This is a genomic window from Parapedobacter tibetensis (genome assembly GCF_024704835.1).
Taxonomy (GTDB): domain Bacteria; phylum Bacteroidota; class Bacteroidia; order Sphingobacteriales; family Sphingobacteriaceae; genus Parapedobacter; species Parapedobacter tibetensis.
Window position 1 is genome coordinate 72,389 of the sequence record NZ_JAMXBE010000008.1, and the last position, 15,038, is coordinate 87,426.

Below are 15,038 nucleotides of genomic sequence, written 5' to 3' on the forward strand. Positions count from 1 at the left end.
AAATAGGTAAAACACTGCTAATCAAAGCAGGTAATTCTCATTTTTAACGTTTTTTAACAATCAATAATCCACGGGCAGTTTTTTCATGAATTCACTCATGGGTGGGTGGTCCTTCCTTTCGAAGGGCATCGCTGTGTCATGGATATTGCCAATGCGTGAGACTTTAAAGTCACGGTAGTCTTGCCTTAGGTGGCACCACCCGATCACATGCCAACTAAATGCGTAAAACACCAAACCCACTGGTTCGACCTTTCGGTTGCTGCGCTCACCATTTTCCTTACAATAAACTATATCGATGATGGTTTTGGTGGTTACCGCCTGCTGCAGCGTAGCCAGGTGCTCGTAATCCTGGTATAGCCGTTTTGGTATCTGAAATTTGATGCTATCAGCCAGCTGCTCGATTTTTTCCTTTTGGGAAGTCCGCATCACTGCTTTGACCTTGCTAAGCGCACTGGAGTAGTGTTTTTGGATAGACTTATCCGCAAAACCGATCAACAAATTTTCAACTAACAACAGCGCATTGGCCTCCTCTAGACCAAAAGACACCGGACGGAGAAAATACCCCTCCACCACAAAGTATCCCTTGTTAGGTTCAAAACCAACAGGTATCCCTTGTTCATTAAGGGCCTTAATATCACGGTATACCGTACGGATGCTAATGTCGAACTTCTGCGCAATTTGGTCGCCCATCACATACCTGCGTGATTGCAAAATCGTTAGGATACCAAACAAACGGTCTATTCTGTTCATGGCCGCTGATGATTTGATGCCTTTTAGTTAATCAGTCGCGCTGACGATGTATCTGCGCCGATCAGCCATATCTGTGTCATCCGTGTTCCATTCACTGATTCGATGGCATCCCGCCAAAGAACCTTGTTTCATATTGTCCGAAAATCTTTTCGATACGCGCTCCCAGTTCTTCCTGACCGTGTTCTTTTGCAGACTCCATAAATCGGTTCAATGTAAACATGCAGTACTGGATATTCTGCATTTCCAAATTTGGCTTGGTTTCCGTAATGGCTGCGTAATACTTGAGCTGGTCTTCAAGAAATTTCATGTTACGTTCAATCAGTTCATTGGCCTTTTCCGCTTCATTTACTTGATATAGGTTTTGGATAACAAACGAATAGCTATAGGAATCCATAATGCGGAAAATCCGTTCAGGCATGGATTCCAGCGCCTTATTCAGCAAATTTTGGGCTTCCTCTACCCTACCTTCAGCAATGAGGGCTTCGGAAGGAGCCGAGTAGATGTTATTCAGAATCAAGCTGATCATCCTATAGGATTCTGGATCAAGGTAGAGCGAGTTTTTGATATTGCCCCATTCGTATGTATTCATTGCATGGTCATATAACGCATCGGTATTGACCAAACCTTGGGAAGTATTGTCTTCCATATTTACGGGCATCAAGCGGAGCGCAAGTCCCTCTGATACGAGGTATTTGTCCAACCCCATGAAATTACTGCTCGGCACCGTGGTGGCAAAATAAATGGGGCGCTCCCAATTATTGTTTACTAAGATGTCCATGATGGCCAGTTCCGCCCGTGACACGTAGTTACCACCATATGTCCAACGGATGGTATCCGAAATACTATCCTGCCATTTTTCGGGTACAACATTGTTCTTAATTACGTCTTCCCTGTTGATGGTCAATTGCAGATTCTTGGTAGGCAAGAAGTTCTCGGGCGTTTCGCTCTGCACCTGCCGCTTGTCATTAGGGTTATCGGAAAGCATCAGCGCCACAATATTCTTCAGTTCTACGGGTCCTGATATTTTGGCATCTTGGTAATAAATTACATCGCGGACACCTTTCACATACTTCTCATCCGGAATGGTAATGGGCAATGCTTCTGCTTCGTTGACCTTTTTCTTCATTTGCCGCACATACCAGTCGGCACTCAACAAGCTCAGATTCACTACGCGTATATCCGGGCGCACATTCTCCACTTCCTGCACATACCATAGTGGATAGGTATCGTTATCACCATAAGTAAATAGAATCGCATTTGGTGCACAAGATTCGAGGTAATTTTTGGCAATATCACGTGCAAGGTATTTCTTAGACCGATCGTGGTCATCCCACCCTTCTTTAGCCATTAGCATCGGCCCTACAAGCAGCCCTATTGCTGTAGCCACAACCCCGGCCGTCTTCGCATTGAGCTTTTTGCGCAGCCATTCACTTATGCCCGCCACACCCAAGCCTATCCATATTGCATAGGCGTAGAAAGAACCTGCATAGGCATAATCTCGTTCACGGGGTTGCAGTGGGTTCTGGTTGAGGTACAATACGATGGCCAGTCCGGTGAAGAAAAATAATAGCCCGACTACCCCTGCGTCCTTTTGCCGGCGCTTGAAGTGCCAGAAGGCTCCAATCAGACCTAGAATCAGAGGCAGGAAATAAAATTTATTGTTAGATGGATCGGTTTTCAATGACTCGGGCAAGGCATCCTGCCCTCCAAGATGCCATTGGTCAATAAATTTGATTCCACTGATCCAATTGCCTGTGGTAAAGTCGCCATGTCCTTGTTGGTCATTCTGCCTTCCCGCAAAATTCCAAAGGAAATACCGCCCATACATGTGCCCTACCTGGTAACTGAAGAAAAACCGGAGGTTATCGCCAAATGTAGGTTGTTCGTTTTCACCCAGATTGAGGTAGCTGCGGTAATATTGCGCATGGCCATCCCTAGTACCACTATATATCCGCGGGAAAACCGTTTCGCGGTCATAGACATAACTAAAGTTCCGTCCCGCCACCTCATATTTATTGGCACCTTGGAGGTATATATTGCTTCCATAGTCGATGTCGACAACACGGGAATCAAAATATGGCCCTTTAAATTTAGGATCATCGCCGTATTGCTCTCGGTTGAGGTAACTCAAGAAGGAAAATGCATTATCCGGATCACTGTTGTTCAGTGTGGGGTCCGCCTTGGCACGGATGAGTATCATCGCAAAGGAACTATATCCAAAAATGATGAATGCCACAGATAGCAAGGTAATATTAAGGATGGGTTTTGCCCGTTGTATGGAATATCGGAGTCCATAAACGATGCCGCCCACCACTAACACGGCAAATACTAATACCCCCGAGCCAAACCATAGCCCCAATGTATTGACGAAGAATAGATCAAAATAAGCGGCAAATTTTATCAGATACTGGATAATACCCCATAGTACCACAGCAACCACTATACAGCCGAGAAGCAACGCTTTGATTGCACCGTTACTGGTGGCTTGTTTGATGCGGCGGAAATAGATGACCAAGGCAATGGCCGGGATAGCCAGCAAATTCAACAGATGCACCCCAATGGATAACCCCATAATGTAAGCGATGAAGATCAGCCATTTGTCAGCTCCGGGTTCATCGGCATGGGCTTCCCATTTCAAAATCGCCCAAAAAACTACAGCTGTGCATAAGGAAGACATAGCATATACTTCGGATTCAACGGCCGAAAACCAAAATGTATCCGAAAATGTGTAGGCTAATGCCCCAACTGCTCCAGCCCCCATGATTTGGATGACGCCTGCTACGGTAAGTTCGCTGCCTGGCTTCCATATCACTTTACGTGCAAGCGCCGTGATGCTCCAGAAGAGGAACAGGATGGTCAGCCCACTGGATACGGCCGATCCAATGTTCATCCAATAAGCAATACGTTCAGTGTTGCCAAAAGCGAGGTTGGAGAAAACATTCTGCAACATCAGGAATAATGGTGCACCCGGTTGGTGGACGATTTGCATCTTATAGGCAGAGGCGATAAACTCTCCAGTATCCCAAAAACTCGTTGTCCGTTCCACCGTTAGTACATACACAACCGTGGCGATCAATCCACATATCCATCCTATACTATTATTAATCCTGTTGTAGTTCATAAATTATTGTTCGTAGGGATATTAAAATGAGGATATTCAAAAGTTATTACGAAATAACGACTTTTTTAGACAACCCCATTATATTCAAACTTTAAAAATCACGCCCCGAAAATAAGGAATAGTATGGTATTGCAAGTAGAATATTTGGATTTTTAACAATTAGCTCCATGATTTGAGGCCTCATTGTAAGCAATGATGTGATAATTATAAAAGGGACAATGGCTCGATTGCTCTTCTAAAGACAACAAATCACTATTAATCAAATGCTTATCAAAAAGTAAAATATTTTTGCAACATTTAATCCATCCAGCTATATTTGCAGTCCCGTTCAAGAGGGCGGCACAACAAGTTCAAATTGCCCGATAGTATAATGGTAGTACAACTGATTTTGGTTCAGTTAGTCTAGGTTCGAACCCTGGTCGGGCAACAAAAAAGAAATTGCGGATTGCTTTATGGCAATCCGTAATTTTTTAATGTGTATTTTCTCTGGCACCATATAAGTTGCCGGTGAAAGAAACTAACCCACAAAAACGTACAACACCATGCCATTGCAATTCAATCCGGTAAAACTCTTCTCCGGCTCCGGCTCCAAGGAATTGGCTGAAAAAATCGGACGCTCTTATGGAAGAAATCTTGGCGCGATGACGCTTTCGCGTTTCAGCGACGGCGAAATCCAGCCGTTCTATAATGAGTCCGTCAGGGGATGTGATGTATTCCTGATCCAATCTACCAACCAACCCACAGACCATCTATTCGAGTTGCTGCTAATGGTAGATGCGGCTAAGCGTGCCTCTGCGCATTACATCACCGCGGTAGTACCCTATTTTGGCTTTGCCCGGCAAGACCGCAAGGACAAACCGCGTGTGGCCATAGGCGCTAAGATGATCGCCAACCTTATTACGGCGTCAGGGGCCCACCGCATCATGACTATGGACCTCCATGCCGCACAAATTCAGGGGTTCTTTGACATTCCTGTGGACCACTTGGATGCATCGGTGATTTTCGTGCCACATATCAAATCGCTGAATTTGCCAAACCTGACCATTGCCTCCCCAGACATGGGAGGATCTTACCGTGCACGCACCTTTGCTAAGTATTTCAATGCCGAAGTCGTCATCTGCGATAAACAGCGTAAACGGGCCAACGAGATTGAATCCATGTCTATTATTGGTGATGTTACTGGGCAGGATATTGTACTTATCGATGACATCTGCGACACGGCAGGAACGCTTTCAAAAGCGGCCTCACTCATCATGGAAAAAGGTGCCAGCAGTGTAAGGGCCGTGTGTACCCATCCTGTCCTATCTGGAAAGGCCTATGAAACCATCGAAAACTCTGCCTTGACCGAGCTGATTGTCACAGACACCATTCCTTTGAAACATCAAGGCAGCAAAATCAAGGTGCTTTCGACAGCCGATTTATTTGCCAATGCCATCAAAAATGTGAATGAACATGGTTCCATCAGCAATTTATTCCAGGTGGATTAGGAATTATTGATTATTTACAGTAGTTTTGCGGCCTTAAATTTCACAGAATAAATTACATAAAAATGAAATCAATTGCTATTAGCGGTTCTTTGAGAAAGAACGTAGGGAAAAGAGATGCGAAGGAGCTACGCTACGAAGGTAAGGTACCTGCAGTGCTCTACGGTGGTAAGGAACAGTACCACTTTGCCGTATCCGCAACTGATTTGAAGCCGGTAATCTATACACCGGATGTTCATTTCATCGATTTGGAAATCGATGGCAACCAGTACAAAGCCATCGTCCAAGACACACAATTCCATCCATTGACGGACCAAATCCGCCACATCGACTTCCTTGAATTGGATGACAAAAAGGAAGTTTCGGCGAATGTACCCATTAAATTGACCGGCACATCACCTGGTGTAAAAACAGGCGGTAAATTGATACAAAAACTACGCCAACTGCGTGTAAAGGCACTTCCAAAAGATTTACCTCAATACATTGAAGTCGGCATCGAGGGCTTAAACGTGGGTAATTCTGTACGTGTAGACGAGGTACAGTTGGAAAAAGCCAAAGTGCTTAACAACGTGGATGACACCATTGTTTCGGTAATCATGTCGCGTGCATTGCGCCAAGCAGAACAGGATGCCGCCAACAGTGCCGAAAAGAAAAAATAACATCGTGTACAATTGAATCTTGAACGATAAACGAAGCATCAGCCGGCAAGCTGATGCTTTTTGTTTAATGCATATTCCAAATATTTTTATGTTTGCATTGATATGGCAAAAAAACACCTAATAGTAGGCCTTGGCAATATCGGCATGGAATATGCAGATAACCGCCACAATATCGGTTTCATGGTGGCAAATGAATTGGCCAAACAAGCTAGTGTAACGTTCTCGACATTGCGGTATGCATATTATGCCGAATACCGCCAACGGGGGCACGGTATCTACATCATCAAACCCACCACTTACATGAACCTCAGTGGCAAGGCTGTGAATTATTGGATGCATGAGCTGAAAATACCACTGGAAGATATATTGGTCATTGTTGACGACTTGGCCTTGCCTTTCGGTAAAATACGGCTCAGGTCAAAAGGCAGTAGCGCCGGGCATAACGGACTAAAAAGTATCGAAGCGTTATGCGGGGGACAGCACTATCCCCGATTGCGATTCGGCATTGGCGACAACTTCCCCAAAGGCAGACAGGTGGATTACGTGTTGAGCGGATTCGACAATGACGAATTGATGGAATTGCCTCAGCTTATCGAGCGCTCCGTACAAATGGTCAATAGTTTTGCCCATGTAGGCGTGGAACTGACCATGACGCAATTCAACAGGTAACCCCACGTCATTGCTTCTGTTTGGACAGCTTGGTCATGATCTCAATCACGCCTTTGGCACTTTTAGCGCCATATTTCCCTGCCGCCGCCTCACCTTTCAATACATTAATAGCTTCAATTTCATTCGGCGATAATTTCTTGATCGCAGCAGCAGTCGTCTCCTTGCCATCAATGACAATCAGGGCGCCGTTAAAATCGCTGTTCGCTGACATGACCACACCACTACTATCTCTTACCCTCAAGGTGTTCGCACTATCAACAGTTATACTGCTCCCCTCAACAACCAAGATGTTGTCCGCGTTATCAATACCGTACAACCCAACGTTGCCTTCCTTATTTGCGGTTTTCGTTGTGATGACAACCACGCCATTGATACCCTTAGCCCCATACCCCGTCGTTGCCGAACTATCTTTGAATACGTCAACGCGCTCAATGTTCTTAGGATTTAACGACTTGAGGTCAAAACCCGGTTCCAACGGCTTTCCGTCCAGTATATAAAGTGGTTGCCTATCACCGCGCAGGTTGATTTTCGCCGTGTCTTTCCTGGATGTGTCTGCCACGACCCCTTCGTTTGTTTTATCCACCAACTTATCCCCATCAATCGGTGCAGGATCGACACCATGGGTCTGGCGTTCCTGTTGCTTGGCAACAACATCTCCTTGCTCCAATGTGCTGCTAGGCACCTCGCTTTCCTCCTCCAGCAAGATGCTTTCCGGCACGGTGTGGTCAGCGCGTTCATACGCTTTGGTAATGGTAAACACCAACACAAAGACTGCAATCACCGGAGCGGTCAACATATACCTTCCCAGGTTTAACTTCGACGACTTCTTCTTGTTCATCATCATGATTCTCCTTTTAAGACTTCTGAAACTAAAATTAGTTGCCAGTACAGGATTCTTTGCGGCATACTGCCCAATACGCAACAAGCTATATTGATAGTTCTTTTTATCAACGCCCTCTTGAAGCACACGTTTGTCCGTTATAAATTCAAGGTTTTCCTGAATCGCATGGCGAATTAACCAAACACCAGGATTGAACCAGCAGCAAATGCTGCTCAGCTCCGCCAACAATACATCTAACGTATGCAGGCCATGGACATGAACTTGTTCATGGGTAAAAATCTCGGCCAATTCTTTCTCGTCATGACGATACGCATTCAAGTATATGTTGCGCCAAAAAGAAAAGGGAAGTATAGCTCCGAAAATCTGGCGATAACGGAATTGCCGCCATGTCGCCGGACGTGAAGCGCGGTGCGCTTGCCATAAACTGACTAGCCGGATGAGCAGCCGAATCATTAACCAACTCGATCCCATCGCCACCAACGTCAAAATCCAAGACCATAAACTGAACGTTTCGGTGGGAACGGGTTGCCAATCGACGATGAGGTAATCTACTTCATGGGGCAATACTACCTTCCTTTTTGCAATCCAACTTGCCACATCCAACAAGGGATAACTGGCTGAAAAAACCAAAGCAAACAACAGGTAAAATCGGTTGAGGTTGTAAAATGTCAATTTACGCAACAAAAACCGATATCCCAAATAAAATAGGATAATCGATAGGTTGGCCTTCAGCAAGTACACCATAATGTCAGGCATGGCTATTCACTTTTATCGTCTTTGATCATCTTGATGATTTCGTCCAATTCATCGGCGCTTATCTTTTCCTCCTTGGCAAAGAAGCTCACCAGTTCCTTATAAGAATTCTTGAAATAATCGCTCACAAACCCATTCATGAACATTTTTTTGTAAACCTCTTCCTCAACCATCGCTTCATACCGGTATGCATTGGCATATTTCACAGCCTTGACATACCCTTTGCGTTGCAGGTTTTTGATGGTAGAAGCCAAGGTCGTATAGGGCACTTTTTCCCCAGGCATGCTGTCCAATAATTCCTTGATAAAGCCACCGCCATTGCGCCATATTAATTGCATAGCTTCTTCTTCCTGTATTGTTAGTTTTTCCATAGTTATTACGTCGATGACGTAAATATCCGAAAAAAACGTAGATTATAAATTAATTTTTAATTTATTTTATCGAAAAGCGGAAAAAGAGCATAGAAAACCACATCAAAGATTACTCATCTGCTACAGAAAATTGACTTTATATGATGAAATATGGCAACAATATTATATTCAAACACTTTATTATTATGCCATTTTCATTACATTTGCACTTCATCCAAAAAAATTATGTCAGAAATAGCTTCAATATCAGTAAACGGAAAATCTCATGAACTACCGGTAATTACAGGTACAGAAAATGAACAGGCTATCGATATTTCAAAACTTCGTGACATATCCAGTATTATTACCATAGACCCCGGATTCAAAAACACAGGTGCCACCAAAAGCGCCATTACCTTTTTGGATGGTGAGCAAGGCATCCTGCGCTATCGGGGCTATCCTATTGAGCAATTGGCGGAACATTCAACCTTTTTGGAAGTTACCTATTTACTCATCTACGGCGAATTGCCTACAGCAGACACGTTGCAGGATTTCAGAAATAAGATCAGCAGGCACACATTGATTCATGAGGATATGAAGAAGTTCTTTGATGGTTTCCCTTCAAAGTCGCATCCTATGGGCCAACTATCATGCCTTGTTGGCGCACTGTCTGCATTTTATCCAGAATCCCTCAACCCTAATCCGAGTGAAGAAGAAGAAAACCTGAGCATCATTAAATTATTGGCTAAGATGCCAACAATTGTCTCCTGGATATATAAAAAGTCGCTCGGTCATCCGGTCATTTACCCCAAGAATAACCTCAATTATGTGCACAATTTCCTAAACATGACATTTGGCCAAATTACGGAAGATATCACTGTAGATAAAGCGGTAGTAGATGCCATGCACACGCTCTTGATTTTGCATGCCGACCATGAGCAGAACTGCTCCACTTCTACCGTCCGCATCGTGGGATCATCCAATGCCAACCTGTATGCTTCCGTATCTGCCGGCATATCTGCACTTTGGGGCCCGTTGCATGGCGGGGCCAACCAAGCAGTTATTGAAATGCTTGAAAACATAAAAAACGACGGTGGCGGTAGCGCTAAATGGCTGGCCAAGGCCAAAGACAAAAACGACTCCTTCCGCCTGATGGGCTTTGGACACCGGGTGTACAAAAATTTCGACCCCCGTGCCAAAATCATTAAGAAAGCATGCGACGATGTATTGGAACGCCTCGGCATAAATGATCCGGTATTGGATATCGCCAAGGAATTGGAAGAAGCGGCATTGAAAGACCAATATTTTGTGGATCGCAAGTTGTATCCAAATGTGGATTTCTACTCGGGCATCATTTATAGGGCATTGGGTTTCCCAACGGATATGTTTACCGTGTTATTTGCCCTAGGCCGGTTACCGGGATGGATTGCACAATGGAGGGAAATGCGGGCAAACAAAGAACCCATTGGCCGACCAAGGCAGGTGTATATGGGTCACACCACGCGTGATTACGTCACACTGAACCAACGATAATTTTCTGTAAAACTCTCAGGTTTTGCTGTGCGTAGAGGCTTACGCGCAGGCCTATGAAGTTCCCCTGAAACTCTCTTTTAGAACCATCCAAAATAACTGCGAAGCAATCATGAGCACCAATGAAAACTAAGTGCCGCGAATAATCTATCAATCTACTATATATTATCCTCCCAAATCCTTATGTTTGCACGACGTAACCAGCGTGTAGAACGGATTGGCTTTTTATTTCACATATATGCTAGTAGCCGCATTGTTGTTTGGATTCATTGCGCTATTCACCTTGTTTGCGGTATATGCCGAGCGCAAATTAGCTGGGTTTGTACAAGACCGGTTGGGGCCCATGGAAACCGGCAAATATGGCAGCCTACAGACCTTTGCTGATATCCTTAAACTCATTCAAAAAGAATTCATCACCCCGTCTGCGGCAGATGGTGTATTGTTTGCGATGGCGCCCATCATCATTTTCTTGGCTGTTTTTATCGGCTTCGCCGTGATACCATGGGCACCTGGGCTGGCACCGGCCAACCTCAACCTTGGGATTTTTTACGTCATTGCCGTCATCTCCGTGGATGCCATTGGTCTCCTGATGGCAGGATGGGGCTCAAACAATAAATTCTCGCTGCTTGGCGCCATGCGAGCAGTGGCACAAATCGTTTCATACGAAATTCCCGCTGGCATTGCATTGATTGCTGCCATCATGATCACCCAAACGCTGAACATGCAGGAAATCACGCTCAACCAAGGTATCGAAACGGAAAACACGTTGCTGTTTATGGGATTATGGGATGTCAGTGGCATAGGGGGGCTACTTGCTTGGAATGTCTTCCAAGCGCCACACTTGCTGCTGGCTTACGTGATTTTCTTCATCGCATCACTTGCCGAATGTAACCGGGCACCCTTTGATATCCCCGAGGCCGAGTCGGAATTGGTGGGGGGGTTCCACACCGAGTATGGGGGCTTACGGTTTGCATTCATTTTCCTAGCGGAATACACCATGATGTTTTTGGTGGCGATAATCGGTGTCGTTGTTTTCCTTGGTGGCTGGAATACACCCTTACCAAATATTGGGGCATTGAAATTTGCGGATTGGACCACCGGATTAGTTTGGGGAATTTGGTGGACATTGTCTAAAACACTGCTTGTAGTGGGGATACAGATGTGGATCAGATGGACGTTGCCCCGCTTAAGGGCCGACCAGTTAATGTCGCTCTGTTGGAAGGTGCTTACCCCATTGGCCTTTCTCTGTATGGCCATTTCAGGAATATGGCGAGTCATGGTTATGGCGTGATTGGATTTTAGCCATACATAGTTTTTAATGGTTAACGTTAACATAAAGAGAGGAAATACGGAATACAGATCAAAGCTGATGGCTGATAGCCGAAAGCTGACAGCCAATAACTGAAAAAATGTTCAAAACTGCCTTACATGCATTCATTACCGCAGCAAAAGGGTTAACCATTACCCTTGGGCACCTTTTTGGTGCGCACAGGTCGCGCAAGGCGTTGGATGTACGGCAGGGAAATTATTTTGTTCAACAGAAGGGGGTCACCACTGTCCAGTTTCCAAAAGAAAAAATGCCCATCCCTGAGGTGGCGCGTTACCAGCTGGAGGTCGAAATGGATGACTGCATTGTCTGCGACTTGTGTGCCAAGTCGTGCCCTGTAGATTGCATAGCCATTCAATCCATTAGGGCTACAGATGTCATCGGCAAGACCTCAGATGGCAGTGTAAAGCGTCTTTATGCGGCCAAATTCGATATCGACATGGCTAAATGCATGTATTGTGGTCTATGTACCGTGGTGTGCCCCACTGAATGCATCACCATGACCGACCAATACGATCGCAGTACACCCAAACTGGCAGATTTGACTTATGCCTTTTCAGACATGACGGCTGAAGAAGTGGAAGCGAAAAAACAGGAATGGACTAAATTCCAAGCCGAAAAGGAGGCGGCAAAAAACAAATAGCGGGCATGGAAACGTTGTTGTTTTATCTCTTTTCAGTTGTTGCAGTCGGTTCAGCCATCTTGCTGGTGAGCATGAAAAATATTGTGAGGGCATTGTTCCTTTTCTTCGTTGTACTGTTTTCAGTTGCCGGCCTTTATGTATTTGCATTAGCTGATTTTGTAGCGATTACCCAAATACTGGTATATGTGGGCGGCGTATTGGTATTGATGCTTTTCGCCTTCATGCTTTCCAACAAGGAGCTCTTAAACCAACTCCAAAACGGCACATCTCATTTTTTTGCCTTACCCGTATGGCAGGCGCTTTTCATAGCCGTTTCTTTCCTCGCCGTATTAGTATACACGATGGTGCAGGCAACTGCATATGAACCCGAATGGATCACCGCTTCACGCGACGCGGGTGCCATCATCCGGCCAACGGACAATACGGTACAGCACCTAGGTGTGCACCTCATGACCCATTACTTGCTGCCGTTCGAGGTCGTCTCCGTGTTGCTGATGATGGCATTGATTGGTGCTGCCCACTTGACAAGGAAGGAGGATCGGATATGATTACGCTTACCCATTTCCTCATCGTCAGTGCTTGCCTCTTTTCAACCGGGCTGTACGCAGTCTTGGCCCGCCGTAATGCAATTTTGGTACTGGTGGGTATCGAGCTCATGATCAATGCAGCCATTTTAAACTTGGTGGCTTTCGGGCGTTATGACAAAGCGCTTTATGGCGGGCAAGTGTTCGCATTGTTTGCCATTGTATTGGCTGCTGCCGGAGTAGCCGTTGCACTGGCAATTATCCTCAATGTATATAAATACTACAAAACGGTGGATCCAGAAGACATCAGAAACTTGAAAGACTAAAAAACGTAACATTGCCCGAACCCATGCAGACATACCCCCTATTGGCCGCCTCATTGGCGATAATGTTGCCGTTCGCGGGATTCCTCCTATCAGCTATTTGTGGAAAAAGAAGCAAAAACGGCGTAATCGCCATTATCACCATCTCCTTGAGCCTGTTGGCTGCAGGCTATACATTCACGCAGGTATGGGACAATGCCCCCCTACATGTGCAATGGCATTGGTTTACCATTGGCCAGCAGGCGTTTCATGTGGGAATATGGTTAGACAATATGGCTGTGCTTATGCTGCTGCTGGTTCCGCTTGTGGCCTTGCCTGTACATATTTATTCGGTGGCTTACATGAAAGGCGATCCGGGACTTCACCGTTATTGGATGTATTTGAGCCTTTTCTGCTTTGCGATGCTGGGATTGGTGGCGGCCGACAATCTGCTGCTGATGTATTGCTGTTGGGAGCTGGTAGGGTTTGCGTCTTACTTACTCATCGGTTTCTGGTTTACCAAGGATGCTGCCGCCCAGGCCAGTAAAAAGGCTTTCATTATCAACCGCATTGGCGATGCGGGCTTCCTTATTGGAATCGCCATTGTATACAGCGGTTTTGGCACGGTGGATATCCAAGCGCTTTTCGGACCACAGGGACTACTTGCCCAATCAACTGTCGCAGGTGGTCAATGGCTGGTTCCAAGCATCTCTATGCCTGCCGTCTGGCTTACCGTGGCCGGTTTGGCCTTTTTCCTTGGTGCCATGGCCAAGTCGGCCCAATTCCCGCTGCACGTATGGTTGCCCGACGCCATGGAAGGCCCCACGTCCATATCATCGCTTATCCATGCCGCTACCATGGTGGCTGCAGGAGTGTTCCTGCTTGTCCGTGTATTCCCTGTATTCAATGAAACTACCCTGATGGTTATCGCGGGGGTGGGTACATTAACGGCGTTCATTGCGGCCTATTTTGCCCTTACCCAATGCGATATCAAAAGAATATTGGCCTTTTCCACCATTTCACAATTGGGTTTCATGATGGTTGGTGTTGGCATCGGCATGTCCCACGTATCCTTATTCCATCTGGTCACGCACGCATTTTTCAAATGCCTGCTGTTTCTCTGCGCTGGAGCGATCATACACGAAATGCAGCACCTCAACCAAAAGCATCAGCTGACAATAGACCCACAAGATATTCGCAACATGGGCGGGCTGGGTAAATACATGCCCATTACCTGTGCCACCATGCTTATCGCTGCGCTGGCATTGACTGGATTTCCGCTCACGGCGGGCTACCTATCCAAAGATGCCTTGCTTGTGCATGCGTTTGAATGGGGTGCCTTGCAACAAGGAGCAGCCAAGATCATTCCTTATATGCTGGTCATCGTAAGTGTGCTCACCAGCTTTTACATTTTCCGTTTGCTGTTCAAGGTCTTTTTTGCATCACCTGCGTATAAGCAGCCTATTGGAATGAACGTTAAGATCAAGGAAGCCTCGTGGTGGTTGCTTGCACCCATGTTGTTCTTGGCGGCTTGTTCATTATTTCCCTTCTTCACGGTTAATCCGTTGAATGATGGAGAAGTATGGTTGCTGCAGGGAATTGCACCACTGCCCACCCTACCACCACTTAGGCTATTGCACTTGGCCATCCCTATATTGACTACATTGACCACGTTATTGGTGGTTGTCGTCACCTGGCACTGGTATACGCTAGGGAAATACCCCCTGAAAACAGGAGGCTTCTTTTACAGGTTGTCGGTACACCAAGGTTATATGGATGCGTTTTACCATGTAACTGCTGTACAGCCTATCCTCAAGCTTTCGCGTGTATTGGTATGGGTAGATCGGCAGTTGGTAGATGGCCTGGTCAATGGAGTTGCCGCATTGGGCCGGACCACAGCCACACTGGCTGGGTGGATAGACCGGCATGTTGTAGACGGCGTGGTAAACCTGATAGGTAAGATTGCTTGGGGAATGGGCAATGTGTTACGGCGCTCCCAAACGGGGCGTGTGCAATATTACTTCTTTGTCCTGTTTTTTATTATTTTGGTGGTTTTGCTTTATCATATTATCGTTCAGGCATGAA

The 15,038-nt window shown here is 45.8% G+C and carries 13 protein-coding genes and 1 tRNA gene; 10 read left to right on the forward strand and 4 right to left on the reverse strand.

The features are described 5' to 3' along the window. Nucleotides 1-60: 60 nt before the first annotated feature. Both NF543_RS14300 and NF543_RS14305 read right to left on the reverse strand, forming a co-directional pair. Entirely contained in the window at nucleotides 61-750 is a 690-nt protein-coding gene (locus tag NF543_RS14300) for a helix-turn-helix transcriptional regulator (RefSeq protein ID WP_257669016.1), read from the reverse strand. Nucleotides 751-841: 91 nt separating this feature from the next. Then, on the reverse strand, nucleotides 842-3,871 hold the full coding sequence (locus NF543_RS14305; RefSeq protein ID WP_257669017.1) for a glycosyltransferase family 117 protein: 3,030 nt from the start codon (nucleotides 3,869-3,871) through the stop codon (nucleotides 842-844). A gap of 356 nt (nucleotides 3,872-4,227) precedes the next feature. Between NF543_RS14305 and NF543_RS14310 the strand changes: the two genes are divergently transcribed. The 4 genes from NF543_RS14310 to pth all read left to right on the forward strand — a co-directional run bounded on the left by NF543_RS14310 (nucleotide 4,228) and on the right by pth (nucleotide 6,683). Next, nucleotides 4,228-4,298, forward strand: a tRNA-Gln gene (locus NF543_RS14310). Nucleotides 4,299-4,413: 115 nt separating this feature from the next. Continuing rightward, nucleotides 4,414-5,358 carry a ribose-phosphate pyrophosphokinase gene (locus tag NF543_RS14315; protein WP_257669018.1) on the forward strand — a complete coding sequence of 315 codons (945 nt, stop codon included), beginning with the start codon at nucleotides 4,414-4,416 and terminating at the stop codon, nucleotides 5,356-5,358. Nucleotides 5,359-5,420: 62 nt separating this feature from the next. Beyond that, nucleotides 5,421-6,014, forward strand: a complete 594-nt coding sequence (locus tag NF543_RS14320) for a 50S ribosomal protein L25/general stress protein Ctc (protein WP_257669019.1) — start codon at nucleotides 5,421-5,423, stop codon at nucleotides 6,012-6,014. Between the two features lie 102 nt (nucleotides 6,015-6,116). Continuing rightward, nucleotides 6,117-6,683, forward strand: a complete 567-nt coding sequence (gene pth / locus NF543_RS14325; RefSeq protein WP_257669020.1) for an aminoacyl-tRNA hydrolase — start codon at nucleotides 6,117-6,119, stop codon at nucleotides 6,681-6,683. Between the two features lie 7 nt (nucleotides 6,684-6,690). On the opposite strand, the gene NF543_RS14330 is transcribed toward pth, so the two are convergent. Both NF543_RS14330 and NF543_RS14335 read right to left on the reverse strand, forming a co-directional pair. Continuing rightward, nucleotides 6,691-8,280 carry a M56 family metallopeptidase gene (locus NF543_RS14330; RefSeq protein WP_257669021.1) on the reverse strand — a complete coding sequence of 530 codons (1,590 nt, stop codon included), beginning with the start codon at nucleotides 8,278-8,280 and terminating at the stop codon, nucleotides 6,691-6,693. A 2-nt stretch (nucleotides 8,281-8,282) separates the two neighbouring features. Then, the gene (locus NF543_RS14335; RefSeq protein WP_257669022.1) at nucleotides 8,283-8,648 is read right to left on the reverse strand and encodes a BlaI/MecI/CopY family transcriptional regulator; all 366 of its coding nucleotides are present in this window, start codon (nucleotides 8,646-8,648) and stop codon (nucleotides 8,283-8,285) included. Between the two features lie 225 nt (nucleotides 8,649-8,873). On the opposite strand from NF543_RS14335, the gene NF543_RS14340 reads away from it, so the two are divergent. From NF543_RS14340 to NF543_RS14365, 6 genes are all read left to right on the forward strand, one after another. Next, nucleotides 8,874-10,160 carry a citrate synthase gene (locus tag NF543_RS14340; RefSeq protein WP_257669023.1) on the forward strand — a complete coding sequence of 429 codons (1,287 nt, stop codon included), beginning with the start codon at nucleotides 8,874-8,876 and terminating at the stop codon, nucleotides 10,158-10,160. A 235-nt stretch (nucleotides 10,161-10,395) separates the two neighbouring features. After that, on the forward strand, nucleotides 10,396-11,448 hold the full coding sequence (locus NF543_RS14345; protein ID WP_257669024.1) for a complex I subunit 1/NuoH family protein: 1,053 nt from the start codon (nucleotides 10,396-10,398) through the stop codon (nucleotides 11,446-11,448). Nucleotides 11,449-11,566: 118 nt separating this feature from the next. Then, the gene (locus tag NF543_RS14350) at nucleotides 11,567-12,127 is read left to right on the forward strand and encodes a 4Fe-4S dicluster domain-containing protein (protein WP_257669025.1); all 561 of its coding nucleotides are present in this window, start codon (nucleotides 11,567-11,569) and stop codon (nucleotides 12,125-12,127) included. A 5-nt stretch (nucleotides 12,128-12,132) separates the two neighbouring features. Next, nucleotides 12,133-12,675, forward strand: coding sequence for an NADH-quinone oxidoreductase subunit J family protein (locus NF543_RS14355; protein ID WP_257669026.1), 543 nt, complete (start codon nucleotides 12,133-12,135; stop codon nucleotides 12,673-12,675). Beyond that, nucleotides 12,672-12,977 carry an NADH-quinone oxidoreductase subunit NuoK gene (gene nuoK, locus NF543_RS14360; protein WP_258171738.1) on the forward strand — a complete coding sequence of 102 codons (306 nt, stop codon included), beginning with the start codon at nucleotides 12,672-12,674 and terminating at the stop codon, nucleotides 12,975-12,977. The genes NF543_RS14355 and nuoK overlap by 4 nt, the downstream gene beginning before the upstream one ends. 23 nt (nucleotides 12,978-13,000) lie before the next feature. Beyond that, nucleotides 13,001-15,037, forward strand: a complete 2,037-nt coding sequence (locus tag NF543_RS14365) for an NADH-quinone oxidoreductase subunit 5 family protein (RefSeq protein ID WP_257669027.1) — start codon at nucleotides 13,001-13,003, stop codon at nucleotides 15,035-15,037. The last annotated feature ends 1 nt before the right edge of the window (nucleotide 15,038 follow it).

What these genes read in the sequence shown, in the direction of transcription:
- NF543_RS14300 (WP_257669016.1), bottom strand. Translation starts at nt 750, where the DNA reads ATGAACAGAATAGACCGTTTGTTTGGTATCCTAACGATTTTGCAATCA.
- NF543_RS14305 (WP_257669017.1), bottom strand. Translation starts at nt 3,871, where the DNA reads ATGAACTACAACAGGATTAATAATAGTATAGGATGGATATGTGGATTG.
- NF543_RS14315 (WP_257669018.1), top strand. Translation starts at nt 4,414, where the DNA reads ATGCCATTGCAATTCAATCCGGTAAAACTCTTCTCCGGCTCCGGCTCC.
- NF543_RS14320 (WP_257669019.1), top strand. Translation starts at nt 5,421, where the DNA reads ATGAAATCAATTGCTATTAGCGGTTCTTTGAGAAAGAACGTAGGGAAA.
- pth (WP_257669020.1), top strand. Translation starts at nt 6,117, where the DNA reads ATGGCAAAAAAACACCTAATAGTAGGCCTTGGCAATATCGGCATGGAA.
- NF543_RS14330 (WP_257669021.1), bottom strand. Translation starts at nt 8,280, where the DNA reads ATGCCTGACATTATGGTGTACTTGCTGAAGGCCAACCTATCGATTATC.
- NF543_RS14335 (WP_257669022.1), bottom strand. Translation starts at nt 8,648, where the DNA reads ATGGAAAAACTAACAATACAGGAAGAAGAAGCTATGCAATTAATATGG.
- NF543_RS14340 (WP_257669023.1), top strand. Translation starts at nt 8,874, where the DNA reads ATGTCAGAAATAGCTTCAATATCAGTAAACGGAAAATCTCATGAACTA.
- NF543_RS14345 (WP_257669024.1), top strand. Translation starts at nt 10,396, where the DNA reads ATGCTAGTAGCCGCATTGTTGTTTGGATTCATTGCGCTATTCACCTTG.
- NF543_RS14350 (WP_257669025.1), top strand. Translation starts at nt 11,567, where the DNA reads ATGTTCAAAACTGCCTTACATGCATTCATTACCGCAGCAAAAGGGTTA.
- NF543_RS14355 (WP_257669026.1), top strand. Translation starts at nt 12,133, where the DNA reads ATGGAAACGTTGTTGTTTTATCTCTTTTCAGTTGTTGCAGTCGGTTCA.
- nuoK (WP_258171738.1), top strand. Translation starts at nt 12,672, where the DNA reads ATGATTACGCTTACCCATTTCCTCATCGTCAGTGCTTGCCTCTTTTCA.
- NF543_RS14365 (WP_257669027.1), top strand. Translation starts at nt 13,001, where the DNA reads ATGCAGACATACCCCCTATTGGCCGCCTCATTGGCGATAATGTTGCCG.